General features: G+C 69.8%; 26 protein-coding genes, 1 tRNA gene and 1 pseudogene. 20 read left to right on the forward strand and 8 right to left on the reverse strand.

All coding sequences use genetic code 11. The features are described from left to right. The first annotated feature begins 2 nt into the window (after positions 1–2). The 8 genes and pseudogenes from EL493_RS06410 (at position 3) to EL493_RS06445 (ending at position 8,482) form a co-directional block, all read left to right on the forward strand. The gene (locus EL493_RS06410) at positions 3–1,202 is read left to right on the forward strand and encodes an MCE family protein (RefSeq protein WP_019044784.1); all 1,200 of its coding nucleotides are present in this window, start codon (positions 3–5) and stop codon (positions 1,200–1,202) included. After that, complete coding sequence (locus EL493_RS06415; protein WP_019044785.1) at positions 1,199–2,227, forward strand: MCE family protein; 1,029 nt, start codon at positions 1,199–1,201, stop codon at positions 2,225–2,227. Before EL493_RS06410 ends, EL493_RS06415 begins: the two co-directional genes overlap by 4 nt. Next, positions 2,220–3,287, forward strand: a complete 1,068-nt coding sequence (locus EL493_RS06420) for an MCE family protein (protein WP_019044786.1) — start codon at positions 2,220–2,222, stop codon at positions 3,285–3,287. Before EL493_RS06415 ends, EL493_RS06420 begins: the two co-directional genes overlap by 8 nt. After that, positions 3,284–4,546 (forward strand): MCE family protein, encoded by a 1,263-nt coding sequence (locus EL493_RS06425; protein ID WP_019044787.1) that lies wholly within the window; start codon positions 3,284–3,286, stop codon positions 4,544–4,546. Before EL493_RS06420 ends, EL493_RS06425 begins: the two co-directional genes overlap by 4 nt. Continuing rightward, positions 4,543–5,763: an MCE family protein gene (locus EL493_RS06430; RefSeq protein ID WP_019044788.1), complete on the forward strand. Its 1,221-nt coding sequence runs from the start codon at positions 4,543–4,545 to the stop codon at positions 5,761–5,763. The genes EL493_RS06425 and EL493_RS06430 overlap by 4 nt, the downstream gene beginning before the upstream one ends. After that, a pseudogene (locus EL493_RS06435) lies at positions 5,760–7,185 on the forward strand (MCE family protein). The gene EL493_RS06430 and the pseudogene EL493_RS06435 overlap by 4 nt, the downstream one beginning before the upstream one ends. Further along, a complete protein-coding gene (locus EL493_RS06440) occupies positions 7,182–8,000 on the forward strand; it encodes a hypothetical protein (RefSeq protein ID WP_019044790.1) in 819 nt (272 codons plus the stop codon). Before EL493_RS06435 ends, EL493_RS06440 begins: the two are co-directional and overlap by 4 nt. Beyond that, positions 7,997–8,482, forward strand: coding sequence for a hypothetical protein (locus EL493_RS06445; protein ID WP_022565836.1), 486 nt, complete (start codon positions 7,997–7,999; stop codon positions 8,480–8,482). The genes EL493_RS06440 and EL493_RS06445 overlap by 4 nt, the downstream gene beginning before the upstream one ends. A 43-nt stretch (positions 8,483–8,525) precedes the next feature. Here EL493_RS06445 and EL493_RS06450 read toward each other — a convergent pair whose 3' ends face one another. The 4 genes from EL493_RS06450 to EL493_RS32215 all read right to left on the reverse strand — a co-directional run bounded on the left by EL493_RS06450 (position 8,526) and on the right by EL493_RS32215 (position 12,519). After that, positions 8,526–9,977 (reverse strand): sensor histidine kinase, encoded by a 1,452-nt coding sequence (locus EL493_RS06450; RefSeq protein WP_019044792.1) that lies wholly within the window; start codon positions 9,975–9,977, stop codon positions 8,526–8,528. Continuing rightward, complete coding sequence (locus EL493_RS06455; protein WP_019044793.1) at positions 9,974–10,690, reverse strand: response regulator transcription factor; 717 nt, start codon at positions 10,688–10,690, stop codon at positions 9,974–9,976. The genes EL493_RS06450 and EL493_RS06455 overlap by 4 nt, the downstream gene beginning before the upstream one ends. A 66-nt stretch (positions 10,691–10,756) precedes the next feature. Then, positions 10,757–12,292, reverse strand: a complete 1,536-nt coding sequence (locus tag EL493_RS06460) for an alpha,alpha-trehalose-phosphate synthase (UDP-forming) (protein WP_051719395.1) — start codon at positions 12,290–12,292, stop codon at positions 10,757–10,759. 68 nt (positions 12,293–12,360) lie between these two features. After that, complete coding sequence (locus EL493_RS32215) at positions 12,361–12,519, reverse strand: hypothetical protein (RefSeq protein ID WP_019044795.1); 159 nt, start codon at positions 12,517–12,519, stop codon at positions 12,361–12,363. A gap of 171 nt (positions 12,520–12,690) precedes the next feature. On the opposite strand from EL493_RS32215, the gene EL493_RS06465 reads away from it, so the two are divergent. The 6 genes from EL493_RS06465 (at position 12,691) to EL493_RS06490 (ending at position 16,047) form a co-directional block, all read left to right on the forward strand. Next, complete coding sequence (locus EL493_RS06465) at positions 12,691–13,524, forward strand: alpha/beta fold hydrolase (protein ID WP_022565838.1); 834 nt, start codon at positions 12,691–12,693, stop codon at positions 13,522–13,524. 117 nt (positions 13,525–13,641) lie between these two features. Continuing rightward, a complete protein-coding gene (locus EL493_RS06470; RefSeq protein ID WP_022565839.1) occupies positions 13,642–13,878 on the forward strand; it encodes an MbtH family protein in 237 nt (78 codons plus the stop codon). Positions 13,879–13,996: 118 nt separating this feature from the next. Further along, positions 13,997–14,068: transfer RNA gene (locus EL493_RS06475), tRNA-Thr, on the forward strand. A gap of 82 nt (positions 14,069–14,150) precedes the next feature. Beyond that, positions 14,151–15,077: an SMP-30/gluconolactonase/LRE family protein gene (locus EL493_RS06480; RefSeq protein WP_022565840.1), complete on the forward strand. Its 927-nt coding sequence runs from the start codon at positions 14,151–14,153 to the stop codon at positions 15,075–15,077. Between the two features lie 220 nt (positions 15,078–15,297). Beyond that, entirely contained in the window at positions 15,298–15,708 is a 411-nt protein-coding gene (locus EL493_RS06485; RefSeq protein ID WP_019044799.1) for a DUF4189 domain-containing protein, read from the forward strand. A gap of 114 nt (positions 15,709–15,822) precedes the next feature. After that, entirely contained in the window at positions 15,823–16,047 is a 225-nt protein-coding gene (locus tag EL493_RS06490; protein ID WP_019044800.1) for a hypothetical protein, read from the forward strand. 70 nt (positions 16,048–16,117) lie between these two features. On the opposite strand, the gene EL493_RS06495 is transcribed toward EL493_RS06490, so the two are convergent. Together EL493_RS06495 and EL493_RS06500 are read right to left on the reverse strand one after the other, a co-directional pair. Then, on the reverse strand, positions 16,118–16,543 hold the full coding sequence (locus EL493_RS06495; protein WP_019044801.1) for an HIT family protein: 426 nt from the start codon (positions 16,541–16,543) through the stop codon (positions 16,118–16,120). Positions 16,544–16,557: 14 nt separating this feature from the next. Beyond that, the gene (locus tag EL493_RS06500; RefSeq protein ID WP_019044802.1) at positions 16,558–16,935 is read right to left on the reverse strand and encodes a PH domain-containing protein; all 378 of its coding nucleotides are present in this window, start codon (positions 16,933–16,935) and stop codon (positions 16,558–16,560) included. 185 nt (positions 16,936–17,120) lie between these two features. Here EL493_RS06500 and purD point away from each other — a divergent pair, with 185 nt between their 5' ends. Beyond that, entirely contained in the window at positions 17,121–18,395 is a 1,275-nt protein-coding gene (gene purD, locus EL493_RS06505) for a phosphoribosylamine--glycine ligase (protein WP_019044804.1), read from the forward strand. A 1-nt stretch (position 18,396) separates the two neighbouring features. Here the strand turns inward: purD and EL493_RS06510 are convergent, their stop codons facing one another. Continuing rightward, positions 18,397–19,422 carry a M23 family metallopeptidase gene (locus EL493_RS06510; protein ID WP_232017276.1) on the reverse strand — a complete coding sequence of 342 codons (1,026 nt, stop codon included), beginning with the start codon at positions 19,420–19,422 and terminating at the stop codon, positions 18,397–18,399. A gap of 178 nt (positions 19,423–19,600) precedes the next feature. Here EL493_RS06510 and EL493_RS06515 point away from each other — a divergent pair, with 178 nt between their 5' ends. The 5 genes from EL493_RS06515 (at position 19,601) to EL493_RS06535 (ending at position 24,619) form a co-directional block, all read left to right on the forward strand. Further along, on the forward strand, positions 19,601–20,764 hold the full coding sequence (locus EL493_RS06515; protein WP_126405597.1) for a pyridoxal phosphate-dependent aminotransferase: 1,164 nt from the start codon (positions 19,601–19,603) through the stop codon (positions 20,762–20,764). A gap of 156 nt (positions 20,765–20,920) precedes the next feature. After that, positions 20,921–21,574 (forward strand): TetR/AcrR family transcriptional regulator, encoded by a 654-nt coding sequence (locus tag EL493_RS06520; protein WP_022565842.1) that lies wholly within the window; start codon positions 20,921–20,923, stop codon positions 21,572–21,574. A 6-nt stretch (positions 21,575–21,580) separates the two neighbouring features. Then, the gene (purB, locus tag EL493_RS06525) at positions 21,581–23,002 is read left to right on the forward strand and encodes an adenylosuccinate lyase (RefSeq protein WP_022565843.1); all 1,422 of its coding nucleotides are present in this window, start codon (positions 21,581–21,583) and stop codon (positions 23,000–23,002) included. Between the two features lie 97 nt (positions 23,003–23,099). After that, positions 23,100–23,522 carry an HIT family protein gene (locus tag EL493_RS06530; protein ID WP_030200630.1) on the forward strand — a complete coding sequence of 141 codons (423 nt, stop codon included), beginning with the start codon at positions 23,100–23,102 and terminating at the stop codon, positions 23,520–23,522. Positions 23,523–23,686: 164 nt separating this feature from the next. Further along, positions 23,687–24,619 (forward strand): alpha/beta hydrolase, encoded by a 933-nt coding sequence (locus EL493_RS06535; protein WP_019044810.1) that lies wholly within the window; start codon positions 23,687–23,689, stop codon positions 24,617–24,619. Between the two features lie 54 nt (positions 24,620–24,673). Here EL493_RS06535 and EL493_RS06540 read toward each other — a convergent pair whose 3' ends face one another. Next, positions 24,674–25,708 carry a DUF2330 domain-containing protein gene (locus EL493_RS06540; RefSeq protein WP_074965512.1) on the reverse strand — a complete coding sequence of 345 codons (1,035 nt, stop codon included), beginning with the start codon at positions 25,706–25,708 and terminating at the stop codon, positions 24,674–24,676. Between the last annotated feature and the right edge of the window lie 32 nt (positions 25,709–25,740).

Here is a 25,740-nt window from a genome sequence, read left to right on the forward strand (position 1 = left end):
CGATGGATACCAATCGGTTCGTTGCCGCACTGCAGGGCGGGCTCGGGCGCAAGCTCGCCGCGCTCGCGCTGGTCGGCCTGCTCGTCGCGGGCGCCTCGCTCGCGCTCGCGCTGTTCCAAGGCGCGTTCACCAATACCGCTGTGGTGCTGGTCGACACGCCACGCACCGGCCTGGTCCTGGACCCCGATGCCAAGGTGAAGGTGCGCGGCGTCGAGATCGGCCGGGTCGCCGACATCGCCCTGCACGACGACGGCGCCCAGCTGCGCCTGGAAGTCGACCCCGACCAGCTGAAGCTGGTGCCGTCCAACGCCGGCGTCGACATCCGCTCGACCACGGTGTTCGGCGCCAAGTACGTGAACTTCGTCGTCCCCGAGCAGCCGTCCGCGACGGCGCTGGCCCCGGGCAGCACCGTGGCCGCGAGCTCGGTGACCGTCGAGTTCAACACGCTGTTCCAGCACCTGTCCGACGTGCTCGCCCAGGTGGAGCCGGAGAAGCTCAACGCGACGCTGACCGCGCTCGGTACGGCGCTGGAAGGTCGCGGCGACAAGCTCGGCGACCTGCTGGTGCGTTCGGATCGCTATCTGCGCGAACTCAATCCGTACCTGCCCACCCTGCAGTCCGACCTGGACAAGACCGCCGCGGTGACCGGCCTCTACGCCGAGGTCACCGACCCGCTGCTGCGCACCGTCGACAACGCGACGGTCACCTCGCAGACCATCTCCGAGATGCAGGCTCAGCTCGACAACGTGCTGGTCAACGTGACCGGCCTGTCCGACACGGTGGGTTCGGTCCTGCGCGAGAACGAACATGACCTCGTGACCGCGCTCGACCTGCTGCGGCCGACGACCGCCCTGCTGTTCGAGTACGCGCCCGCGCTGGGCTGCGTCATCGACGGCCTCGGCCCGCTGATGCCGATCGCCGAGGACATGATGGGCGGGCTGCTGCCGGGTGTCGGCATGAACGCCAGCTTCATGCTCGGCGCCCAGCCCTACACCTATCCGAACGACCTGCCCAAGGTGAACGCCACCGGCGGCCCGCGCTGCGAGGGCGTGGTGGACCGGGTCCCGGAGAGCCACTCGGACTACCTGGTGACCGACACCAGCCAGGGCGCGGTGTACACGCCGAACACCCAGCACGAATTCCACGGTGTACCAAAGGTATTCCAGTTGCTGCTGGACGGACTGCCGGGAGTGACGCGGTGAGGAACACGGGAACGACGATCAAACTGGCGATCTTCACCGTGGTGATGACGCTGGTGTTCGCCGGCCTGGCGATCGTCCTGAGTCAGGCGCGGTTCTCCAGCGAGAACGGCTATCGCGCGGTGTTCACCAGTTCCTCGGGCATGCTGCCCGGCGCCAAGGTGCGCATCGCCGGCGTGCCGGTGGGCTCGGTGACCTCGGTGAAGGTCGGCGACGACAACTTCGCGCACGTCGAATTCGACGTCGACAGCAAGTACGCGGTGCTGGCCAGCACCCGTGCGGCGATCAAGTACGAGAACCTCGTCGGCGACCGCTACATGGAACTGCTCGAAGGTCCCGGCTCGGCGCGGCGGCTCTCCGACGGCGACACCATCAGCCGCGAGCAGACTTCGCCCGCACTGGATCTGGACCTGCTGCTCGGCGGCTTCAAGCCGCTGCTGCGCGGGCTCGATCCGGCCCAGGTGAACGACCTCACCGCGGCGCTGTTGCAGATCTTCCAGGGCCAGGGCGGCACCCTGGTGTCGCTGCTGAACAGCGGCGGCGGCTTCGCCAAGACCCTGGCCGACCGGGACGCGCTGATCGGCAGCGTGATCGACAACCTCAACATCGTGCTCGGCACCATCGCCGACCGCGGCGACCAGTTCGCCACCACCATCGACGAGCTGCAGCGCCTGGTCAGCGACCTGTCCGCGCAGCGCGACCCGATCGGCAACGCGCTGCCGCGGATCGCGGGCGCCACCCAGGAACTCAACGACCTGCTGGTGCAGGCCCGTCCCGATCTGCGCAACACCATCGAACAGACCGGCAGGCTCGCCACCAACCTCGACGAGGGTTCCGATCACATCGAGTGGGTGCTCGGAAAACTGCCGGACACCTACAAGAAGCTCATCCGGATCGGTGCCTACGGCTCCTTCCTGCAGCTGTACATCTGCGGTACCAACTTCCTGGTCAGCGGTCCCAACGGCCAGCCGATGGAAATTCACGCGCCGGGTCTGCAGGCGACCGGAAGGTGCACGCCCAATGAATGAGAACAAATCGTCGGCGGCGACGATCGGCATCGTCGGTGTGGTGCTGGCGGTGACGATCTCGCTCGCGACGCTGCAATTCACCGAGCTGCCCTTCATCCGCTCGGGCGCGACGTTCACCGCGAACTTCCTCGACGCGGGCGGCCTGGTCCCGGGCGACCCGGTGCACGTGGCCGGGGTGCGTTCCGGTGAGGTGCGCCAGGTCAGCCTCGACGGTGACAAGGTGCTGGTGAAGTTCGACCTCGACGAGTCGATCGTGCTGGGCGAGAAGACCACCGCCGCGATCAAGACGAACACGGTGCTCGGCCGCAAGTCCCTCGACGTGGTGCCCACCGGCCCCGGCGCGATCGACGCCGACGACACCATTCCGCTCGAGCGCACCACCTCGCCCTATTCGCTCAACGAAGCGCTGAGCGACCTCGGCGGCACCGTGCGCGATCTCGACCTGGATCAGGTGGACCAGACCCTGGACACGCTGTCGGCGGCCTTCGCCGACACACCGGGTCCGCTGCGCAACGCGCTCGACGGCGTCACCGCGCTCTCGCGCAGCATCAACGTGCGTGATCAGGCGCTGACCGATCTGCTGGCCCGGGCCCAGAACGTCACCAAGATCCTGGCCGACCGCAGCACCCAGCTCAACACGCTGCTCATCGACGGCAACGAACTGCTCGGCGAACTCGACCGGCGGCGCGCCGCGATCAACCAGCTCGTCGTCTACATCGACGACGTGGCCAAGCAGCTCTCTGGTCTGGTCGCCGACAACGAGCCGCAGATGCGTCCCACGCTGGACCGCCTGAACTCGGTGCTCGCGCTGCTGCAGCGCAACGAGCAGAACCTCAACGAGGCGCTCGACGGTCTCGGCCCCTACGCCGCCGCGCTCGGTGAACAGGTCGGCAACGGCCCCTGGTTCAACGCCTACGTGGTGAACGCGACCAGTACCGAGCTGCGTCCCCTCGTCGACGCCCTGGTCTGGCCGGAACAGGTGCCGCAGGACCTGATCGACATCTTCACCAACCCGAGGACGCCCTACATCGCTCCTGCCGAGGAGGATCCCCCGCGATGAGCATGAGCCAGCAGGTGCGCGGGTTGCCGCGCTGGACGATCGCGGTGGCGGTGGTGGTGATCGTGGCCTTGGTCGCGGTGGCCGTCTACCTCGTCACGGGCGCCGGGAAGAACAAGGTGACCGCGTCGTTCACTTCCACGACCGGTCTGTACGCCGGCGACGAGGTGCGGGTCCTCGGCGTCACCGTCGGCAGCATCGACTCGATCGAACCGGGCAAGGGTCAGGTGCGGGTGCGGATGAGCATCGACAGCGATGTCGACCTGCCCGCCGACGCGCGGGCCGTGATCATCGCGCCGTCGCTGGTGTCGGCGCGTTTCGTGCAGATCGCGCCCGGCTACAGCGGTGGCCCGAAACTGGCCGACGGCGCCCAGATTCCGCTCGAGCGCACCGCGGTTCCGGTGGAGTGGGACGAGATCAAGGCCGAGCTGACCAAACTGTCGACGGCGCTGGGTCCGGTCGGTGACGACAAACAGGGCTCCTTCGGCCGCTTCGTCGACACCGCGGCCGAGAACCTGGACGGGAACGGGCAGAAGTTCCGCGACACCCTGCGCGAACTGTCCGCGACCATGACCACTCTGTCCGACGGCCGGACCGACCTGTTCGGCACCATCCGCAACCTGCAGAAGTTCGTCGAGGTGCTCTCGGCGAGCAACGAGCAGATCGTGCAGTTCAGCGGCAGGCTCGCTTCGGTGTCCTCGGTCCTGGCCGGCGCGTCGGCGGAACTCGGCGCTGGCCTGGACAGCCTCGATGTGGCGCTCGCCGATGTGAAGCGATTCCTCGACGGCACCGGTGGTGAACTGACCGAGGGCGTGGAGAAGCTCGCCGACGTCACCCAGACCCTGGTCGACAAGCGGCCCCAGATCGAGCAGGTGCTGCACTCCGGCCCGACCGCGATGGTGAACTTCTACCAGCTCTACAAGCCGGCGCAGGGCTCGCTCACCGGCGCTGTCGCCCTGAACAACTCCGCCAGCCCGCTCAGCTTCCTGTGCGGTTCGGTCCGGGCGCTGGAGAACAACAACTCCGACAAGTCCGCGGATCTGTGCGCGGAGTTCCTGGCGCCGGTGATCAGCTCGCTGGCGATGAACTACGTGCCGATCATGACCAACCCGGCCAGCGGCGTCACCGCCTTCCCGGATCAGCTGGTGTACAGCGACCCGAGCCTGGAGGGCGCGGGCCAGCCGAACTCGGCGCCGGCCGCCGCCCCGATCACCGTGCCCGAAGGTCTTGCCGGGCTTGCCGTTCCAGGAGGACATCGATGAGGCGGCAACGCGCCCTCGCCGGGCTGGCCGTCGGCGTCGCCGTCGCGCTCGGCACCACCGGCTGTCAGTTCGACGGGCTCAACTCCCTGCCCATGCCCGGTTCCGAGGGCCGCATGGCCGGCTCCTACACCGTGCGGATCCAGATGCCCAATGTCACCACCCTGACCCGGAATTCGCCGGTGCGGGTGGACGACGTCGAGGTCGGCAATGTCACCGGGATCGAGGTCGAGGGCTGGCACGCGCTGGTGACGGTCTCGCTCAACCCCGATGTGCGCCTGCCCGCCAACGCGGTCGCCAAGATCGGCCAGACCAGTCTGCTCGGCAGCAACCACGTCGAGCTGTCCGAGCCGACGACGGTCGCGCCGACCGGGCAGCTGCGCGACGGCGACGTCATCCCGCTCGACCGGGCCGGCGCCTATCCGACCACCGAGCAGGTGCTGTCGTCGTTGTCGGTGGTGCTCAACGGCGGCGGTATCGCGCAGCTCGAGACCATCACCACCGAACTGAACGCGATGGTGAACGGCCGCGAGGCTGAGATCGCCGACCTGCTGCCGCAGCTCAACGAGCTGACCACCGGCCTGGAGCGCCAGACCGGCAGCATCATCGCGGCGATGGAAGGCCTGGACCAGCTCTCGGTGCGCCTGGCCGGCCAGCGTGACGTGATCGCCGAGGCGATCGAGCAGATCCATCCCGCGCTCACCGCGCTCGCCGACCGGTCGGCGAGCATCACCACCGCGATCACCGCGCTGGGCGAGCTCGGCGACGTCAGCGAGCGGCTCATCAAGACGAGCGGCGACGACCTGGTGGCCAACCTGCGCAGCCTCGGCCCCGTGCTGAAGACGCTGGCCGACACCGGGAACAACCTGATCCAGGCGCTCGGCATCCTGCCGACCTTCCCGTTCCCGATCAAGAACATCGACAACGCGATCATGGGCGACTACATGAACTTGTTCATCACGTTCGACCTGACCGCGAGTCGTCTCGACAGCAACTGGCTCACCGGCACCCCGCTGGGCGGTCGCTTCGGCGGCGTCGAGGGCGTCGTCGGCTCGTTCGCGCCGTCGACCGCCACCGATACCGCCGACCCGGCCACCGCGCCGTTCGCGACCCCGGCGGCGCCCGCGCCGCTCATCCCGGGGCTGCCCGCGATTCCCGGTCTGCCCGCGATTCCCGGTATCACCGCGCCGCTGCCCGGCCAGGAAGGGGCGGGTCGATGAAACTCACCCGGTTCGTGCGAGTCCAGCTCGCGATCTTCGCGGTGCTCACGGTGATCGGTCTCGCCGTGATGAGTGCCACCTACCTGCAGTTGCCCGCGATGCTCGGCATCGGCCGGTACGCGGTGACCGTGCAGCTGGCCGCCACCGGGGGCCTGTATCCCACCGCGAACGTCTCCTACCGCGGGCAGAACATCGGCAAGGTCGAGGCGGTCCGCCTGACCACGGCCGGCGTCGAAGCCGATCTGTCGATCGACAGCGACTACAAGGTGCCCGCCGATTCCAGCGCCTGGGTGCGCAGTGTGTCGGCCATCGGCGAGCAGTACGTCGACCTGGTGCCGTCCGAGCAGCCCGCCGACGGGAACCTGCGTGACGGCTCGGTGATCCCCGAGCAGCGCACCCACCTGCCCCAGGATGTCGGCGCGATGCTGGACCAGGCCGACAAGCTGCTCGAGACGGTCGCCGACACCCGCCTGCGCCAGGTGATCGACGAGGCGTTCCTCGCGTTCAACGGCGCCGGTCCGGATCTGCAGCGGTTCATCGACTCGGCCGCACTGCTGGTGCAGCAGGCCGAGACCGATATCGAGCCCACCAAGAAGCTGCTCGACCAGATCGGTCCGCTGCTGGACACCCAGACCCGGTCCGCGGACGACATCCGTTCCTGGACAGCCGATCTGGCCACGGTCACCGATCAGCTGCGTGAGCACGACCCGGCCCTGCGAAACCTGTTGAACAACAGCCCTTCCGCGATGGAAACGGTGAACCAGCAGTTCCAGGACCTGCGTCCGACCCTGCCGCTGCTGGCCAGCAATCTGGTGAGCCTCGGGCAGGTCGGCGTGACGTACCACGCGAGCCTGGAACAGCTCATGGTCGTGTTCCCGCCGCTGATCGCGGCGCTGCGCACCGCCATTCGCGGCGCTGCGCACCGCCATTCGCGGCCCGGCGAAGTACGGCGTGATGGTCGACTTCATGACCGTCCTCAACGACCCGCCCGCCTGCACCACCGGCTTCCTGCCCGCGGACCAATGGCGTTCGCCCAGCGAACTGACCCCGATGGACACGCCGCCCGGGCTCTACTGCAAGGTGCCGCAGGACTCGAACATCGCGGTCCGCGGCATCCGCAACACGCCGTGCATGGAATTCCCCGGCGTACGGGCACCCACGCCCGAACTGTGCCGGACGGGCTTCGTGCCGGAAGGCAACAACCCGCCGTTCGGACCGGTCACCCCGGTCGCTCCGGCATCGGCACCGGCAGGCGCATCGACGGGCGGTGTGACCCCCGCCGCAGCGCGCCCCTATGATCCGTCCACGGGCAGCTATCTGGGCACGGACGGACGCACGTACCGCCAAGGTGACATCGCCGCGGACGGCTCGGGCACCGTGCCGGCCAGCTGGCAGGCGATGTTGGAGGAGCAGCAACGATGAACGACAACGACAACCGCCGCCCGCGCAGGCGGGCCGCGCGCTCGGCCGGACCTCCGGTCGAGGAGGCGACGGCCGCGACGGTCAGCGTGAGCAAGAGCGAAACCGCATCACCGTCGGCGGACGCCACCGTGAAGATCGCCGGAACCTCGGTCACCGACGCGACAGCGAAGTCGGCCGACTCCGGGGACGCCACGGTGAAGCTCTCCGACGCCACGGTGAAGGCTGCCGACCCGACGGTGAAATGGGCCGACGCCGCGGCGGAGTCGGAGGACGTCACCGTGAAGCTCGCGGCGAGCGAGCCGGCCGAACCCGCCGACCAGACGGCGCCGCGCGCCCGCGGCCGCGTCTTCGCGCTGGCCGCGGCGATCGTGCTCGTGCTCGCCCTGGTCGCCGGCGCGGGCTACACCGCCTTCACCGCCTACTCGGTGAACCGCGAGGAGGACCTGCGCGCGCAGTACACCGAGACCGCCCGCCAGGCGGTGCTGAACCTCACCACCATCCGTGCCCAGACGGCCAAGGAGGACATCGACCGGATCCTGTCGGTGGCCTCCGGTGACTTCAAGACCGAGTTCGACGGTCGCGTCGACCCGTTCATGGACGTCGTCAAGCAGGCGAATGTGGTCTCCAACGGTGAGGTCGTCGAGTCGGGCATCGTCACCGCCGACGCCGACTCCGCGCAGGTTCTCGTCGCCGCGAAGCAGACGGTGAGCAACAACGGCTCGCCCGAACCGCAGTCGCGGCAGTACCGGTTCCGGGTCACCGTGTCGAACGGCGATACCGGAATGACCGTGTCGAAGGTGGAGTTCGTCGGATGAGCCAGCGTATGAAGATCGTCTTCGGCGGCCTCGCCGTCCTCGGCCTGATCGCCGCGGTCGTCCTCGGCGTGAGCGGCTATCAGCTCTGGCAGCACGACCGCACCGTGCAGGCTCGCGACGACGCGATGAGCACGGCGGGCCGCACGGTCAGCGCCATGTTCACCTACGAGCCCGCCACCGTCGACACCGAGCTGCCCAAGGCGGCCGACGGGCTGACCGAGTCGTTCCGCGAGGACTACCTGAAGCTGATCAAGGAAGCCATCGCGCCGGGCGCCAAGGAGAAGCAGCTCACGGTCAAGGCCACCACCCAGGCCGAGGGCGTCGTCTCCGCCGAGCCCGAGCACGCCGTGGTGCTGCTCTACCTGAACCAGCTGACCACCAGCAAGGACACCCCGAACGGCAACACCTCCGGCAGCCGGGTGCGGGTGTCGCTGGACAAGTCCGGTGACCGCTGGCTGGTCTCGCAGGTCACGCCGGTCTGACCCGGCCCGAAGTATCTCCTCCGTAGCCTCGGCCCGGCCTGACTCAGGCCGGGCCGCGGTCGTCTCGGGGCAGCCGGACCACGAAGGTCGCGCCGCCGCCGGGAGTCGGTGTCACCTCGACGGTGCCCGCGTGCGCGGCCACCAGCGCCGCCACGATGGACAGACCGAGCCCGGTGCCGCCGCTGCTGCGGGTGCGTGAGGTGTCGGTGCGGTAGAAGCGTTCGAAGATCCGTGCCGATTCCTCCGGCGACAGGCCGGGCCCGGTGTCGGCGACCTCCAGCCGGACCTCGTCCGCCGCCGGGGTCAGCCGCACGGTGATGGCGGTGCCGTCCGGTGTGTGCGTGCGCGCGTTGTTCAGCAGGTTGGTGAGGATCTGGCGCAGGCGGTGGTCGTCGCCGAGGATCTCCAGGGTGCCGGTGCCCTCGGCGATCTCCAGGCTGATCGGCCGGTGCTCGCCCGCGGCGGCCTCGACCGCGCGGGCGCTGTGCACGGCGTCGCCGGCGAGGGCGAGCAGGTCGACCGGTTTCAGGTCCACCGGGCGTTGCGCGTCGAGCCGGGCCAGCATCAGCAGGTCCTCCACCAGCAGGCCCATCCGCTGCGCCTCGTGCTCGATGCGATGCATGAACATCGCCGGATCGCCGGTCGCGCCCTGCCGGTACAGCTCGGCGAAACCGCGGATGGTGGTGAGCGGAGTACGCAGTTCGTGACTGGCGTCGGCGACGAAACGCCGCATCCTGGCCTCGGATTCGCGGGCGGCCGACTCCGAGGCCTCGGTCGCGGCGAAGGCCTGCTGGATCTGGGTGAGCATGCTGTTGAGCGAGCGGGACAGCCGGTCCACCTCGGTGTCGGTGCCGCGCACCGGAACCCGCCGGTGCAGCTGTCCCTCGGCGATGGCGGCCGCGGTCGCCTCGACCCGCCGCAGCGGGGCCAGGCTGCCCCGGACCACGAAATAGGCCGCGACGGCCAGCGCCACCAGCACGATCGCGCCGACCACCAGTTGCAGCACCACGAGATTGCGGACCGTCTCGATGTTCTCGGTGAGCGGCCACGCCACGGTCGCCGAGGCGCGATGCCCGGTCACCGTGAGCACCCGCCACTGCTCGGTGGAATCGCCCAGCGAACCGACCGTGACCGGTTGCAGCGCGGGCGGATCCGGCAGATCGGGCGTGGCGTCGGTGCCGAAGACGTTGTCCAGGGTGACCGTGCGGGCGCCGTCGGCGCTCTCGGCCTTCAGGTAGTAGCGGCCGGGCGGCTGCCGATCCGGCGCGGGCAGGGGCAGCGTGGGCGCGGGCAGTCCGACGCGGCGCTCCCAGTCGACCGCGGCATCGGTGAGCTGCTGGTCGGTGCGGTTCTGCAGTGAGTTCTCCATCGCCTTGGTGACCACGAAACCCGAAGCGACCAAACCGAATCCGGCCATCGCCACGAGCATCAGCACCAGCGTCACCCGCAGCGGGATCGCCGCGAGCCTGCGGGCGATCCGGGCGCGCGCACTCATCGCGCGGCCGGCTCCCGCATCACGTACCCGACGCCGCGCAGGGTATGGATCAATCGCTGCTCGCCGGTGTCGACCTTCTTGCGCAGGTACGACACATAGGTCTCCACCACGCCCACTTCACCGCCGAAGTCGTAGCGCCACACGTGATCCAGGATCCGGGGTTTGCTGAGCACGCTGCCCGCGTTCACCATGAAGTAGCGCAGCAGCGTGAACTCGGTGGGGGACAGGGCGACCGGCTCGCCCGCCTTCCACACCTCGTGGGTGTCGTCGTCGAGTTCGATGTCGGCGAACCGCAGCCGGGTGCTCGCCCGCTCTGGCGCGGTCTGCCCGGCCCGGCGCAGGATCACCCGCAGCCGGGCCACCACCTCCTCCAGGCTGAACGGCTTGGTGACGTAGTCGTCGGCGCCCAGGGTCAGCCCGGTGATCTTGTCGTCGACCTCGTCACGGGCGGTCAGGAACAGCACCGGGGCGTCGATGCCGTCGGCCCGCAACCGGCGCAGCAGGCCGAAGCCGTCCATGCCGGGCATCATCACGTCGACGATCAGCGCCTGCGGCCGGAACGAGCGCGCCTTGTCCAGACCCTCGGCGCCGTCGGCGGCGGTGGCCACCTCGAAGCCCTGGTAGCGCAGGCTCACCGCCAGCAGCTCGACGATCATCGGTTCGTCGTCGACGACGAGCACCCTGGCTTCGGGGGTCTGGGGCACACCGGTCATGGGTCTCATGGTCCACCACCTCGCTGGGAAGTGGCTGGACCCATGCTGTGAGGTCGCTGTGTGCGCTCAGTGACCTTCGCTGAAGACGTCGGAGTCCTCGCTGAGCAGGGCCGACCCGGCGACATTGCCCTGCGAGAGCGCGTCGAGGAAGGCCCGCGCCCAGCGCTCCACGTCGTGGGTGAGCACCTGACGGCGCATCGAGCGCATCCGGCGGCGCTGGGTGTCGCGGTCGTCGTCGAGGGCGCCGACGATGGCGTCCTTCACGCTGTCCAGGTCGTGCGGGTTGCACAGGTAGGACTGACGCAGCTCGGCGGCGGCGCCGGTGAACTCGCTGAGCACCAGGGCGCCGTTGAGGTCGCTGTGGCAGGCCACGTACTCCTTGGCCACCAGGTTCATGCCGTCGCGCAGCGGGGTGACCAGCATGGCGTCGGCGGCGACGAAGAAGGCGATGAGCTCGTCGCGGGGGATCGGGCGGTGCAGGTAGTGCACCACCGGGTAGCCGACGCGGGCGAACTCGCCGTTGATCCGGCCGACCTGGCGTTCGATGTCGCCGCGCATCTTGATGTAGCTCTGCACGCGCTCGCGGCTCGGCGTGGCCAGCTGCACCATCACCGTCTCGGCCGGATCCACCCGGCCCTCCTCGAGCAGCTCCTGCAGCGCGTTGAGCCGGATGTCGATGCCCTTGGTGTAGTCGAGCCGGTCGACGCCGAGCATGATGTTCTTCGGATTGCCCAGCTCGGCGCGGATCTTGGCGGCCCGCTCCCGCACCGAACGCCGCCGCGAGTGCTCGTCGAGTTCGGCGGAGTCGATGGAGATGGGGAACGCGCCCACCCGCACGGTGCGGAAACCGACCTGCACCACACCCAGCTTGGACCGCACGCCGATGGTGCCACGGGAGGTGGGCTGACCGGCCAGTCTGCGGGCGAGGTAGAGGAAGTTCTGCGCGCCGCCGGGTAGGTGGAAACCGATCAGGTCGGCACCGAGCAGGCCCTCGACGATCTCGGTCCGCCACGGCATCTGCATGAACAGCTCGACCGGCGGGAACGGAATGTGCAGGAAGAAGCCGATGGTGAGATCGGGGCGCAGCATCCGCAGCATCTTCGGCACCAGCTGGAGCTGGTAGTCCTGCACCCAGACGGTGGCGCCCTCGGCGGCCACCTTGGCGGTCTCCTCCGCGAATCGGCGGTTGACCTCGACATAGGCCGCCCACCAGGCCCGGTCGTACACCGGGCGCACGATCACGTCGTGGTACAGCGGCCAGAGCGTGCCGTTGGAGAATCCCTCGTAGTAGTCCTCGACCTCCTGGGCCGTCAGCGGGACCGGATGCAGTTCGAGCCCGTCCTCGATGATCGGCTCGACCTCGACGTCCGGCACACCCGCCCAGCCGACCCAGGCCCCCTTGTTGCTGCGCAGGACCGGTTCCAGGGCGGTCACCAGGCCGCCGGGGCTGCGCTTCCACCTGGTCGTGCCGTCGGGCAGGCGTTCGAGGTCGACCGGAAGCCGGTTCGCGACGACGACGAATCCCGAGCCGGCACCGGTGGGTGCGGCCGCGACGGTGTGGCTGGTCTCGGACGGACGGTCGTTGGACTGTTGGTCGATCATCTGGTCCACTCACGCATCCTTTGCGCGTCGCAGGGTCCCGCTTTGAGGTTGTGGTAGTCGGGGAGGGGTCAGCTGGGGCCGATGCCGAGCATCGACAGCAGCATCCGGCACTCGTCGGCGTCTTCGGCGTACGCCGCGACGACCCGCTGTGCCTGGCGAGCGGTCTCGTCGGCCAGTGGCTCGAGCTCGTCGTCGGCGATGTCGTTGGCGCTGCTCTTGGCGGCCATAGTGGTTCGTCCTCCCGGTTTCCAAACGCTCTACGTGCGAGTGGTCAATACTATCGGTCGCTCGTGCACGGCCGATGAACTCCCGACCCGATCACCCCACCCCGGTGCAGGGCCGTGGCGGTCCCGTTACCGTGATGGTCGGACAGCTCCACCCCGCAGAGAGGTTTTTCCATGCCAGTGGCCACGGTGAACGGCATCGCACTGAACTATCAGGTCAAGGGCGACCGTACCAAGGGCACCGACGTCAAGGGCGGCGGTCCGCTGGTGGTGTTGATCATGGGCACCGGATCGCCCGGTCGGGTGTGGGAACTCCATCAGGTGCCCGCGCTGGTCGCGGCGGGCTACCGGGTGTGCACCTTCGACAACCGGGGTATCGCGCCCTCGTTCGAGGCGGCCTCCGGCATGCGGATCGAGGAGCTGGTGGCCGACACCGCCGCGCTGATCGAGCTCATCGACGAGGGCCCGGCGCTGGTCGCGGGCACCTCGATGGGCGCGCGCGTCGCCCAGGAGCTGGCGCTGGCCCGTCCCGACCTGGTCCGCAAGGCCGTGTTCATGGCCGGTCACGCCCGATTGGACCAGTTCCAGAAGACGCTGTCGGCCGGCGAGCAGGACCTCGACGCCGCGGGCGTGCAGCTGCCCGCCAAATTCGAGGCGGCGCTGACCGCCGTGATGAACCTGTCACCCGCGACCATGGCCGACACCAACGCGGCCCGCGACTGGCTGGACCTGTTCGAGTTCACCGGCGGTGCCGCCACCCCGGGTGTCCGGGCCCAGCGGGCCATGGACCACGAGTTCGACCGGGTGGCGGCCTATCGCGCAATCACGGTGCCCTGCCTGGCAATTGGCTTCGCCGATGATAGGATGATTCCGCCTTATCTGTCGCGGGAGGTCGCCGACGCCATCCCCGGCGCCAGGTACCAGGAGATCCCGGACACCGGCCACTACGGCTACCTGGAACGCCCCGAGGCGGTCAACAAGATCCTCCTCGATTTCTTCGCGGCTTGACCGTCGAGGCTGAGGTAACCGCCTACACGTAACGTCAGCCTTGCTAGGGTCGACACAACGCCCGGGTTCGCGCCCGGCGCGATCCCGTACACAGCGCCAGTATCCAGTGAGGTGAAATTGAGCACCAACCCCTTCGACGACGAGGACGGCCGCTTCTTCGTTCTGGTCAACGACGAAGAGCAGCACTCCCTGTGGCCCGCTTTCGCGGAGGTCCCGGCGGGTTGGCGTGTCGTGTTCGGCGAAGAGAGCCGGGCCGCGTGCGTCGAGTACGTCGAGAAGAACTGGACCGACATGCGTCCCAAGAGCCTGCGCGACGCGATGGCCGCCGACGATGCGGCCCGCGCCCAGTCCTGAGCAGTAACACAGATACTGCGCCGGGACCTCGCTGAGCGCGACGGCCGCGTGGCACCTCTACCGATGCCACGCGGCCGCCGCGCCCCGCTATGATGCCTTCGGGATCACGTACCAACCCGCCTCCTTAGCTCAGTGGTAGAGCACCGCTCTTGTAAAGCGAAGGTCGTCAGTTCAATCCTGACAGGGGGCTCAGCCCGAACCTGGCCTGCGACGACAGGCCAGGTTCTTTTTTCGCCCTGATCGCCGGTCCCGAGCGGACTATTCTGCGCTCGATGGATATCTCTGGTTCGGCGCGCCGTTCGATCGGCGTGCTGGCGGCTGCCGTGACCGCCGCCCTGTTGCCCGCCGCCGGTCCGGCCGGTGCCGCGCCCGAATCGTGTCCGCAGTGGACGAAACAGACTGTCGCCGCCGGGTACGGCGTGCTCGAGAATCTCGCCTTCGACGGGCGCGGCAATGCGCTGCTGTCGGAGCAGTCCCTGACCGGGGGCGCCGGGGCCGTGCAGCGCTTGGCCGCCGATGGCGCGAGATCTGTCGCGGTGCGCGATGTCGACGGGCCCGGCGGTGTCCTCGTCGACGGCGACACGGCCTACTTCACCACCGGGAACACCGCCACGGCCGCGCTCGCGGGCCGCACGGACGGCACCATCGGCGCGCTCGACCTCGACACCGGCGCGGTCACCACGGTCGCGGCCGGGCTCACGATGCCGAACGGTCTGGCGCGGCTGCCCGACGGCGACTTCGTGGTGAGCCGGGATGTGGGCGCGGGTTCCATGACCCGGGTCGGCCTCGACGGCAGCGCGAGCCCCTACGCGCCCGCCCTCACCTCCACCAACGGCCTCGCCTTCGACGGGGCGCGGAATCGGCTCGTCGTCTCGACCACGTTCGACCCGGCGACCGTGGTCACCTACGTCGACTACGCCGACCCCACCCGACCCACCCCGCAGACCGTGCTCCCCGGTTTCGGCCCGCTCAACTCGGCGGACGACCTCACCGTCGGCCCCGACGGCATCGCCTACGTCGCCCTCAACGTCGCGGGCCGCATCCAGCGGGTCGACCTGGACACCAACCAGACCTGCACCATCGCCGACGGCCTCCCCCTGTCCTCGTCGGTCCGCCTCGGTGCGGGCCCAGGCTGGTCCGACCACGCCCTCTACGTGACAAGCTTCCTCGGCACCCTCACCCGCCTGACCCCACCCTGACGGCGCTGCGCTCGGAGTCAGGCGCAGTTCTTTCGAGGACGACCAGGCTTGCGCTGCCATTCCTCGGCGAACTTCCGGATCGGAACGGCATCCGGACGCGCGGCAGTCCGCCGCGTCTTTGGCGTGACCCCAAGACTTTTGGGGCGACCTCGCGACCACGCGGTGAGGTATCTTCCATGCGATCGCCGCAAGGGTCGGCGCGCAGAGGAAGACGCTCCACATGTTCACCAAGTCCTTTGCGGCCGCCGTGCTCTCGGTGAGCGCCGCTGCCGTCCTCGCGGCACCGTCCGCCACCGCCGAGCCGGTCAACTGGGGCGCCGTGTCCCTCAGCGCGTGGGGCAACGTCTACGCGTTCTCGGTCAACCATCCGACGGAAGCCGACGCTGTTCGGGCCGCGGACCGGGCGTGCAAGGGGCAGGGCATCATCGACTGCCGCACGATTGTGACGTTCGCGGACGGCTGCGGTGCGGTCGTGACGAGTCCGCTCTCGATCGTCGCCGGGGTCCCGATCATGGGCTTCGGTAAAGGGACGAACCCGGGGGAGGCGATCGCGGACGCCACCCGCAACCTCCCCACCGGCACCGGAAGCGCCGGCTCGTTCGATCGCGACCACGCCTGCACGGTGCTCTGATCCGATTCCCCTGCCCATGAAAGCAGGGGCGATCGATCCACTCCGAAACGGTGGTGTTTCTCACTAGGCTCGCTCGCACGCCGACCCCGGCGTATCTGTTCGAGAGGGATCCTCGTGAAACGCTTCGCCATCCTCGCCGCCGCGGTCACCGCGATCGGCGCAGCCTCCGCCGGACTCGCCACCGCGACCCCGGCCCAGCCCGCCCTCAGCCAACCGCCGACAGCCCAGCCGGTCGTCCTGCAAACCGGCTCGGCCGTCATCGACCTGCTCGCCTACTTCGCCGCAGGCTGCTTCGGCAGTTGGAGCCCCGCCCCACCCCCACACTGCGTCACCCAGTGACCACGCGAGCCTGACTGGCCAGGCCCCCGACCCGCATCGACGCGGCGGGGGCCGCACCGCGAAAACCGCCTCAGGCCGGGACGTTGGCCTCGTGGCCCAGTGTGCGGAGGGCGGCCTTGATCTTGGATTGGGCCTCGTCGAGGGATTCGGGGGTGGGGGAGGGGTCGGCGCTGGAGATGTCGAAGTCGCCCATGGTGTAGGCGGGGAAGACGTGGGTGTGCAGGTGGGGGACCTCGAGGCCGGCGATGAGCAGGCCGGCGCGGGGGGCATCGAAGGCGATGCGGACGGCCTGGCCGATCTTCTGGGCTACGCCGGTGAGGCGGGCCATGACCTCGGGGGCGACGTCCTGCCACTGGTCGATCTCGGCGCGCGGCACGATGAGGGTGTGACCCTGGGTGACGGGGGCGATGGTGAGGAAGGCGACGAACTCGTCGTCCTCCCAGACGAAGCGGCCGGGAAGCTGGCCGGCGATGATCGCGCTGAAGACGGATGCCATAGCGGCGAGCCTAACTAGATCCCCACGAAATGCGACAGGATGCCCTGCACCTCGTAGATGTCGACCTGACGGTTGAACCGCTGCTTGACCGGCTCGTTCCCGCTGCCGATCCAGATGTACAGCTCGGCGTCGAGGTCGAAGGTGCCCGCGGTCTCCACGGCGAAGTGGCTGATCGAGCGGTACGGGATGCTGTGATAGCTGACCTTGCGGCCGGTGACGCCCTGCTTGTCGACCAGGATCAGCCGCCGGTTGGTGAACAGCATCGCGTCGCGGACCAGGATGAACGCCGAATACACCTGCTCGCCCTGGCCGAACAGTTTCGCGTATTCCTGCTGGGCGGCGGCCGGGTCGATCCGGCCCGCGTTGCCCATCATTCCGTCGAGCAGACCCATGACGTTCTCCCCTCGTCCGTTCGCGGCGCGCGGTCCTCGCACCAGGATCATTGTCCCCCAACCGAACCCGTCGTGGGTGGCATGCGCGGGTGAATTCGCGGTGGCCGTCGCCGTCGCCGACCGGTGCGGGCGCCCGGAACGGGCCGTGCGCGCGGCCTGCGCGCAGCGCGACTAATCTCTCTGGCGTGCGCGTACTCGTCATCGGTTCCGGAGCCCGTGAACATGCCCTCGTCCTGGCCCTGCGCCGAGATCCCTCGGTCGCCGCGGTCATCGCCGCGCCCGGTAACCCGGGCATCGGTCAGCATGCCGAGCTCCGCCAGGTCGACCCCTGCTCGGGCGAGGCCGTGGTCGCGCTGGCGACCGAGGTCGCGGCCGACCTGGTGGTGATCGGGCCCGAGGTGCCGCTGGTGCTCGGCATCGCCGACGCCGTGCGCGCGGCCGGGTTCCCGGTGTTCGGCCCGTCCAAGGACGCGGCCCGCATCGAAGGGTCCAAGGCCTTCGCCAAGGACGTGATGGCCGCGGCCGGGGTGCGGACCGCGCACAGCGAGATCGTGGACAACCCGGGCGACCTGGACGCCGCGCTGGACCGTTTCGGCCCCACCTGGGTGGTCAAGGACGACGGGCTCGCCGCGGGCAAGGGCGTTGTGGTGACCACCGACCGGCGCGCGGCCCGCGATCACGGCGCCGAGCTGCTCGAACAGGGACACCCGGTGCTGCTCGAGTCGTTCCTGGACGGCCCGGAGGTGTCGCTGTTCTGCCTGGTCGACGGTGAGACCGTGGTCCCGCTGCTGCCCGCGCAGGATCACAAGCGCGTCGGCGACGGCGACTCCGGTCCCAACACCGGCGGCATGGGCGCCTACACCCCGCTGCCGTGGCTGCCCGCGGAGACACTGACCGAGATCGTCGAGGACGTGGTGAAGCCCGTCGCGGCCGAGCTGGTCCGCCGGGGCAGTGCGTTCTCCGGCCTGCTGTACGCGGGTCTGGCCGTGGGGACCAACGGTCCGGCCGTGGTCGAATTCAACTGTCGTTTCGGTGATCCCGAGACCCAGGCGGTGCTGGCCCTGCTGGACAGCCCGTTCGCCGAGCTGCTGTTCGCCACCGCCACCGGCACCCTGGCCGACGTGGCGGCGCCGCGCTGGAAGGACGGCTCGGCGATCACCGTGGTGCTGGCCGCCGAGAACTACCCGGCCCGCCCGCGCACCGGTGACGTGATCACCGGTGCCGAGGACGGCGCGCTGGAGGGTGAGACGCTGGTGCTGCACGCGGGCACCGGGCAGCGCGAGGACAAGGCGCTGGTCTCGGCCGGTGGCCGGGTGCTGAACGTGGTCGGCGTCGGCGCCGATCTGGCCGAGGCCAGGGAGCGGGCCTACGCCCGGCTGGCCCAGATCAAGCTGCCGGGCAGCCACTTCCGCACCGATATCGGCGCCACCGAGGTCGTCGTGCCGGAGCGCGCGAAGTAGCTCACGTCAGCCGCAGGCCGTGCATGGCCAGCCAGGCCTGCGGGTCGACGTGCTGGCCGTTCTGCACGATCTCGAAGTGCAGGTGCGGACCGGTGGAGTCGCCGCGATTGCCGATGCGGGCGATCTGCATGCCCGCCGGGACTCGCTCGCCCTGCGAGACGAAGAAGTCGTACATGTGGCCGTAGATGCTGATGGTGCCGTCGTCGTGGCGGATGCGGACCCACAGGCCGAAGCCCTGCGCCGGACCCGCCTCCACCACGGTGCCGTCGGCGACGGCGTAGATGGGGCTGCCGATCGGGGCGGCGATGTCGATGCCGCGGTGCATGGTGCCCCAGCGTGACCCGAAGCCCGAGGTGAACGCGCCCTTGGCCGGGAGGCTGAAACCGCCGAGGGACGGGGTCGAGCCGGGCGTCAGCACGCCGGGCACGACCGGCGCCCGCTGACCCATCCAGTCCTGCCACTCGCCCGACGCGGCGGCGGCCGCCTCCGCCTTCGCCCGTTCCAGGGTGGCGCGGGCGGCCGCGGCGACCACGGCGGCCTCGCGGCGCTTCTCACCACTGGCGATGGCCGCCAGCAGCCGGCTCGACGACTGCGGGTTCGGCGCCAGCTCCGGGGGATAGGCGATCGACACCCGCTGCGCCTCGCCGAGCTCCAGCGGGCGGTCGCTCGGTACGTCACCGAACTGCGCGTCGGCGGCGACGAACACCGCGACCACGGCCACACCGGCGATCAGCACCCGCCGCTCGAGCAGGACCTGCCGTACCCGCTCCCGGCTGGGGCGCCGCGCCCACAGTGCTTCGGCCCGCGTCTTGGGGCGCTGCCAGAACACTGTGCGCAGGTCGCCTCGGCGCAGGTCGTCCGCGATCTCCCCGATGCCGGGATGGTCTCCGAGCCAGGTCGTCAGACGCTCTCGGACACCGGCTCGCGAGGGCAGCTGCTCGCGCCAATTCGCTTGCAGAACAAGGCCGTTGATACTGACAACCCGCCTGCGGGGGTCCGGTGAGCGGCCGGTGGCCGAGTCGTCCACCGTTTCCGTCTGCGCCCGCCGCACTCTCCCCGCCGTCCTCACCCACTCCATCGTGCCCCCGCGGCCCGGCCCCGACGCGGGTGGGACCGCTGCGCCGGTGGCTGCGTCTGTGCTGTCGGAGCCATTGTGCCGACCATATCCGCCAACGCCCGCAATCGGGTGCTCTACCGTCTTCCGGGTGTCCAGAGAATCGCGCCGGTCGACCATTCCCCCCTTCTACGTGATGGATGTGTGGAAGGCGGCCGCCGAACGTGCCAGGTCGCACGGTGACGTGCTGGTGCTCGCGGCGGGTCAACCGTCGACGCAGGCGCCGGCGCCGGTGCTGCGCGCGACCAAGGCCGCGATCGACGCCGAGCTGCTCGGCTACACCGAGACCTTCGGCATCCTGCCGCTGCGCGAGGCCATCGCCACCCATCACAGTGAGACCTACGGCTACGACGTGCACCCGGACGAGGTCGTGGTGACCACGGGGTCCTCCGGCGCGTTCACGCTGATCTTCCTGGCCGCCTTCGACGCGGGCGACACCGTGGTGGTGGCCCGGCCCGGCTACCCGGCCTACCGCAACACCCTGACCGCGCTCGGCTGCCGGGTCGTCGAACTCGACTGCGGCCCGCAGACCCGCTTCCAGCCGACCGTGGCGATGCTCGAGGCCCTGCCCGAGCCGCCCGCGGGCCTGGTGGTGGCGAGCCCGGCCAACCCCACCGGCACCATGATCGACCCGGCCGAGCTGGCGGCCCTGGCGCGCTGGTGTGAGCGGCACGGCACGCTGCTCATCTCCGACGAGATCTACCACGGCATCACCTACGCGGGCGCGAGTACGCCGACCTCCTCGGCCTGGGAGTTCTCCCGCGACGCGGTGGTGATCGGCTCGGTCTCGAAGTACTTCTCGATGACCGGCTGGCGCCTGGGCTGGATGCTGGCCCCCGCCGACCTGCGTCCGGCGCTGCAACGGCTGGCCTCGAACATGACGGTGTGCCCGCCCGCCATCTCCCAGTACGCGGCGGTGCACGCGTTCGGCGCGGAAGCCAAGGATGAGCTGGACGGGCACGTGCGCCGCTACGCGCGCAACCGCGCCCTGCTGCTGGAGGGTCTGCCGAGCATCGGCATCACCGAGCTCGCGCCCGCCGACGGCGCCTTCTACGCCTACGCCGATATCGGTCATCTGACCGACGACTCGCGGGCCTGGTGTGCGCGCGTGCTGGCCGAGACCGGGGTCGCGCTCGCGCCGGGCCTGGACTTCGACACCGTGCACGGCGACCGCACGGTTCGCTTCTCCTTCGCAGGTGCCACAGACGACATCGCCGCAGCACTCGACCGGTTGGGACGGTTCCTGAAGGGCTGATCGGTTCGCTGTCAACAGTGATGTGCGACAACAACTTTGCCTAGTACGAACACTTCGCCGCCAGGATGCGGTAAAACTCAGTTATCCCTATTTCCCAGCGTTTCCCCGATGACGATTGCGCACGGTTGAACTGATGATGACTGGCACGATGGCACGGTGACCACCGCAACGACCCCGAAAGGCGAACGACGTCGCCAGGCACTGGTGGCGGCGGCGGCTGAACTGTTGCTCGAAGGCGGCTTCGACGCCGTGCGACATCGCTCGGTGGCGTCGCGGGCCGATCTTCCCCTCGCCTCGACCACCTACTACTTCGAGTCCCTGGAAGATCTCATCGCCCGTGCCGTCGAGTTCAGCGGCGCGATCGAACTCGACGCCATGCGCCGCCGGGTGGGCGAGGTCAGCCACCGTCGCCGCGGCAGCGAGGCGACCGTGGATCTCGTGCTCGACGTGCTGGTCGGCCCCGACGACGGCGATCTCGACGCCCGCGGTCAGCTGATCGCCCGCTACGAGCGTTCGGTCGCCTCGGCCCGGCATCCCGAACTGCGCGAGGTCCAGCTCCGACTACGCACCCAGCTCGAAGAGCTGCTCGCCGACGTGCTGCGCCGCTCCGACCGAGTGGTGCGCCCCGAGCAGTTGCGCAGGCTGGTCGCCGTGGTCGACGGTGCGGTGGTGGCGGCGCTGATCGAGGGACATCCGGAGCCGAGGCGCCCCGCACGGGCGGGTCTGCTGGACATGATCGACATCGTCGCCCCACCCGTGGTCCCCAACATGATGCCCCAGCAGCTGGAACGGGCGCGCCAACTAGACTGAGTGTTCGTGAGCCTTGTCCCGAACGTCCTCGCCACCCGATACGCCAGCCCGGAGCTCGTCGCGCTCTGGTCGCCCGAGAACAAGATCGTGCTCGAGCGCAAGCTGTGGCTCGAGGTGCTGCGGGCGCAGGCCGCGCTCGGGATCGACGTGCCCGCCGGGGTGATCGACGATTACGAGCGCGTGCTCGCCCACGTCGATCTGGCCTCGATCGCCGAGCGCGAGCGGGTCACCCGCCACGATGTGAAGGCGCGCATCGAGGAGTTCAACGCGCTGGCCGGGCACGAGCACGTGCACAAGGGCATGACCAGCCGTGACCTCACCGAGAACGTGGAGCAGCTGCAGGTGCGGCTCTCGCTCGAGCACATCTACGACCACGGCGTCGCGGTGGCGGCGCGGCTGGCCGAGCGGGCCGCCGAGTACCAGACGCTGGTGATGGCGGGTCGCTCGCACAATGTCGCGGCGCAGGCCACCACGCTGGGCAAGCGCTTCGCCTCGGCCGCCGACGAGGTGCTCGTCGCGCTGACCCGGGTGCGCGAGCTGATCGACCGCTACCCGCTGCGCGGCATCAAGGGCCCGATGGGCACCGCCCAGGACATGCTCGACCTGCTCGACGGTGACGCGGGCAAGCTGGCCGCGCTCGAGCAGCAGGTGGCCACCCACCTCGGCTTCGCCACCGTGTTCACCAGCGTCGGCCAGGTGTACCCGCGTTCGCTCGACCACGACGTGCTGTCGGCGCTGGTCCAGCTGGGCGCCGGGCCGTCCTCGTTCGCGCACACCATCCGGCTGATGGCGGGCCACGAGCTGGTCACCGAGGGCTTCCAGCCCGGCCAGGTGGGTTCCTCGGCGATGCCGCACAAGATGAACACCCGCTCCTGCGAGCGCGTCAACGGCCTGCAGGTGGTGTTGCGCGGCTACGGCTCGATGGCCGCCGAGCTGGCGGGCGCGCAGTGGAACGAGGGCGACGTGTTCTGCTCGGTGGTGCGCCGCGTCGCGCTGCCGGACGCGTTCTTCGCCATCGACGGCCAGATGGAGACCTTCCTGACCGTGCTCGCCGAGTTCGGCGCGTACCCGGCGGTGGTCGGCCGCGAGCTCGACCGGTACCTGCCGTTCCTGGCCACCACCCGCATCCTGATGGCGGCGGTGCGCGCGGGCGTCGGGCGCGAGACCGCGCACGAGGTCATCAAGGAGCACGCGGTGGCGGTGGCGCTGGCCATGCGCGAGCAGGGCCGCGAACCCGACCTGCTGGACCGCCTGGCCGCCGACGACCGGATGCCGCTGGACCGCGCCGCGCTCGACGCCGCGCTGGCCGACAAGTCGGCGTTCATCGGCGCCGCGTCGGACCAGGTGTCGGAGGTGGTCGCGCAGGTGCAGAAGCTGGTCGAGGCCAATCCCGAGGCCGCGCGCTACACGCCGTCGCCGATTCTCTGAGCCGGGAGTGCGTGTCAGCCCGCCGCTGTCGCTGTGGCGGCACCGGCGGCGGGCGCTCGCGCGACGGATCCGGGCGCGGGTTGGCTACCGTACCCGGGTGAATCCGTACACGATCTTCACCGATATCGTCGCGGGCCGGGCGCCCGCCTCCCGGGTCTACGAGGACGACGACGTGCTGGCCTTCATGGACATCCGTCCGGTGACGCCGGGCCACGTGCTGGTGGTGCCGAAGGTGGCCGCGCCGAGTCTGGCCGATCTCGATCCGGCCCTCGGCGGCAAGCTGTTCCAGGTGGGGCAGCGGATCGCGGCGGCGCTGCGATCCAGTGAGGTGGCCGCCGACGGCGTGAATTTCTTTCTCGCCGACGGGGTTACGGCCGGGCAGGAAGTCTTCCACGTGCATCTGCACGTGATCCCGCGGACGCCGGGCGACGGCTTCGGGCTGCGCGCCCGGCCGACCTCGCCCGCCCGTGCCGACCTCGATTATCTGGCCGGGTCCATTCGCGGCGCTTTGTCCCGCTGACCTGCGTTTTCGGGCGAACCGGGCATTGCGTACCGGAGAGTTTGCTGAAGAAACGCCCAAATCGCCGAATGCTGTCCGATCGTTCACCTGTGGGTTACTTTGGACTGTCATTGGCATGCGGTTATGGAGGGTGGATCGTGCGTCGTACAGGTGTTGCTGCTTCAGTGCTGGCTTTCGCCATCGCCTTGATCGGACCCGCGGCGGTGAACCCCGCCCCCGCCGCTGCCGCGCAGATCATCGGGGTGAACGACCTCAGCCCCACCCGCACGGCGATCACCGTCGCCTCGCCCGCGATGGGCCGCAATATCGACCTGCAGGTGCTGCACCCGGCCGGCGGCGGCTCGCGCGCCACGTACTACCTGCTCGACGGCCTCGATCCCGGCATCGGCCAGAGCACCTGGACCAACGCGACCGACGCCGAGGCCTTCTTCCGCGGCAAGAACGTCAACGTGGTCATGCCGACCGGCGGCCAGGCCAGCTACTACTCCGACTGGATCGCCGACGACCCGCGCTTCGGCCGGTACAAGTGGGAGACCTTCCTGACCCAGGAACTGCCCGGCCTGATCGACGCGCAGTTCGACGGCAACGGGGTCAACGGCATCGGCGGCCTGTCCATGGGCGGCAACGCGGCCTACATCCTGGCCGCCCGCCACCCCGGCATGTACCGGGCCGTCGCCGGGTACAGCGCGTGCCCGGACAGTGCCATGGCGGCGGGCGCGATCATGTTCTCCATCGCCAACCGCGGCGGCAATCCGCTCAACATGTGGGGCGCGCCGGGCAGCCCGGACTGGGCGTCGCACGATCCGGCCCTGATGATCGAGGCGCTGCGCGGCAAGGCGCTGTACATGTCCACGGGCACCGGTATCCCCGGCCCGCACGAGGCCGAGCTCAAGCCGCAGCTGGCGGAGAACATCTTCCTCGGCGGCCCGATCGAGCTGGGCGTCAACACCTGCATGGTGGCCTTCGAGCAGCGGCTGCGGGCCGCGGGCATCGGCGCCAAGATCGACTGGCATCCGGTCGGCACGCACTCCTGGTCCTACTGGCAGGACGCGCTGCACGCCTCCTGGCCGACCATCGGTCCCGCGCTCGGGGCCTGAGAATTCGCACGCGCGGCCCGGTTCTCCCTGGTGGAGGACCGGGCCGCGGTACGTTCACCGGGTGGATCGGCGGCGCAGGATCACGCTCGCGACGACGCCGATGACCGAGAGGGCGACGACGATCAGGACGTAACCCGCTGGGAAGCCGAGCAATTCGACGTACTCGGTGGAGACGACCCGGTCGCGGACGACGTCGTCGGTCGGCGCGGGGCCGAAGGTGAAGTCGGTGGTGATGGCGGCGGGCTGCGTGATCCGCACCGAGAGTTCGGTGAGGTAGTTCCGGCCCGCGGCAAGCGCTTTCAGGTCCGGATCGGTGAGTTCGGCGACGGGCGAAGCGAATTCGGTGAAGGTGGATTGACTCGCGGCGTCGGCGTCGGTGCGGACCACACGGTGGTCGCCGAAGACATAGAGGTGGGCCGACTGCGGGCCGGTGGCGGCGGCGGACATGCGCATCGGGTAGACGAGGCGGTCGGAGTCGAAGGTGAGCCGCACCGGATCGAGCGCGCCCGACAGCGGTTTCGCGCTGGTGAGCCGCATGGCGACGAACGACCAGCCCTCCCGCAGATACGGGTCGAGGGTGGCGCTCACCTCGGGTCGCAGCTGATAGCCGTTGGTGGCCAGCCATTCCCGCACCCCGGTGAGGTCGCCGCCGCGCAGCGTGGTCGCCTCCAGCGGGCCGAGCTGGACCTTGCCGAGCACCTCGGGGCCGGAACCGGGGCCCGCGCCGGCGGTGGCGCCGTCGCCGTCGCTGCCGAACCAGCGGTATTCGGTGACGACCTCCGGCGCGGTGAGCCACGACAGCTCCGCGAAGGCGGCCGCGTTCCCGGCCGACACTGTCGCCGGGGTGGGTGTGGGCACGATCAAAGCCGCGTCTGCGCCGTCGAACCGCATTCCCAGCCGCATCAGCACCGTCTCCCGCGTGCCGTCCCAGCCGATCACCGCCGTCTCGCTGTCCACCCGCGCCGCGTTCCCGCTGCTCACGACCCCGCCGCAGGCACAGGCCGCGGCCGGCGTGACCGCGGCTGACCCGGCCGCCAGCACCACCCCGAGCGTCACGACGAACGATCTGATTGCGTACCGCATCCCCATGCGAGCAGGTTACGCAGTCGCCGCCGCCCCCA

Source organism: Nocardia asteroides (assembly GCF_900637185.1).
GTDB classification, from domain to species: Bacteria; Actinomycetota; Actinomycetes; order Mycobacteriales; family Mycobacteriaceae; genus Nocardia; species Nocardia asteroides.

Coding starts and splice junctions, on each gene's coding strand:
- EL493_RS32215 (WP_019044795.1), bottom strand. CDS start 12,519: ATGGCCGCCAAGAGCAGCGCCAACGACATCGCCGACGACGAGCTCGAG.
- EL493_RS06540 (WP_074965512.1), bottom strand. CDS start 25,708: ATGGGGATGCGGTACGCAATCAGATCGTTCGTCGTGACGCTCGGGGTG.
- EL493_RS06420 (WP_019044786.1), top strand. CDS start 2,220: ATGAATGAGAACAAATCGTCGGCGGCGACGATCGGCATCGTCGGTGTG.
- EL493_RS06465 (WP_022565838.1), top strand. CDS start 12,691: ATGCCAGTGGCCACGGTGAACGGCATCGCACTGAACTATCAGGTCAAG.
- EL493_RS06480 (WP_022565840.1), top strand. CDS start 14,151: ATGGATATCTCTGGTTCGGCGCGCCGTTCGATCGGCGTGCTGGCGGCT.
- EL493_RS06455 (WP_019044793.1), bottom strand. CDS start 10,690: ATGACCGGTGTGCCCCAGACCCCCGAAGCCAGGGTGCTCGTCGTCGAC.
- EL493_RS06445 (WP_022565836.1), top strand. CDS start 7,997: ATGAGCCAGCGTATGAAGATCGTCTTCGGCGGCCTCGCCGTCCTCGGC.
- EL493_RS06500 (WP_019044802.1), bottom strand. CDS start 16,935: ATGGGTCTGCTCGACGGAATGATGGGCAACGCGGGCCGGATCGACCCG.
- EL493_RS06460 (WP_051719395.1), bottom strand. CDS start 12,292: ATGATCGACCAACAGTCCAACGACCGTCCGTCCGAGACCAGCCACACC.
- EL493_RS06430 (WP_019044788.1), top strand. CDS start 4,543: ATGAGGCGGCAACGCGCCCTCGCCGGGCTGGCCGTCGGCGTCGCCGTC.
- EL493_RS06410 (WP_019044784.1), top strand. CDS start 3: ATGGATACCAATCGGTTCGTTGCCGCACTGCAGGGCGGGCTCGGGCGC.
- EL493_RS06450 (WP_019044792.1), bottom strand. CDS start 9,977: ATGAGTGCGCGCGCCCGGATCGCCCGCAGGCTCGCGGCGATCCCGCTG.
- EL493_RS06485 (WP_019044799.1), top strand. CDS start 15,298: ATGTTCACCAAGTCCTTTGCGGCCGCCGTGCTCTCGGTGAGCGCCGCT.
- EL493_RS06425 (WP_019044787.1), top strand. CDS start 3,284: ATGAGCATGAGCCAGCAGGTGCGCGGGTTGCCGCGCTGGACGATCGCG.
- EL493_RS06495 (WP_019044801.1), bottom strand. CDS start 16,543: ATGGCATCCGTCTTCAGCGCGATCATCGCCGGCCAGCTTCCCGGCCGC.
- EL493_RS06440 (WP_019044790.1), top strand. CDS start 7,182: ATGAACGACAACGACAACCGCCGCCCGCGCAGGCGGGCCGCGCGCTCG.